Raw genomic sequence first — 274 nt, forward strand, 5'->3', positions numbered from 1 at the left:
GTTTGGCATGGCTGGCTGCGTTGGCGTTATGGCAGTATGTACTCATATTGATAGTAACGGCAGCCGTCGTCAGCTATCTGGCACTGTCACGGCCAATTTTGTTGCATCTCACACAGCCGCCAATTGATAAGCGTATCGATCAACATTGGCAACTTAGGATACGGACGAGCCAAGGCGATGGGCTATGGCAAGCACAACTGCTTGCTGTCCATCATTATCATTGGGCAATGAGCTTTGATTTTATGATTAAAGAGCCTTATCAGCGTTCCATGTC

1 protein-coding gene is annotated in these 274 nt (G+C 47.8%); it reads left to right on the forward strand.

Features of this window, described 5'->3' with window-relative positions; genetic code table 11:
- Nucleotides 1-274 (forward strand): hypothetical protein (locus AAEZ05_RS28585; RefSeq protein ID WP_350649959.1); only part of this gene is annotated, 274 nt, incomplete at both ends.

This window comes from Pseudomonas sp. HY13-MNA-CIBAN-0226 (genome assembly GCF_040310305.1).
Taxonomy (GTDB): domain Bacteria; phylum Pseudomonadota; class Gammaproteobacteria; order Pseudomonadales; family Pseudomonadaceae; genus Aquipseudomonas; species Aquipseudomonas gregormendelii.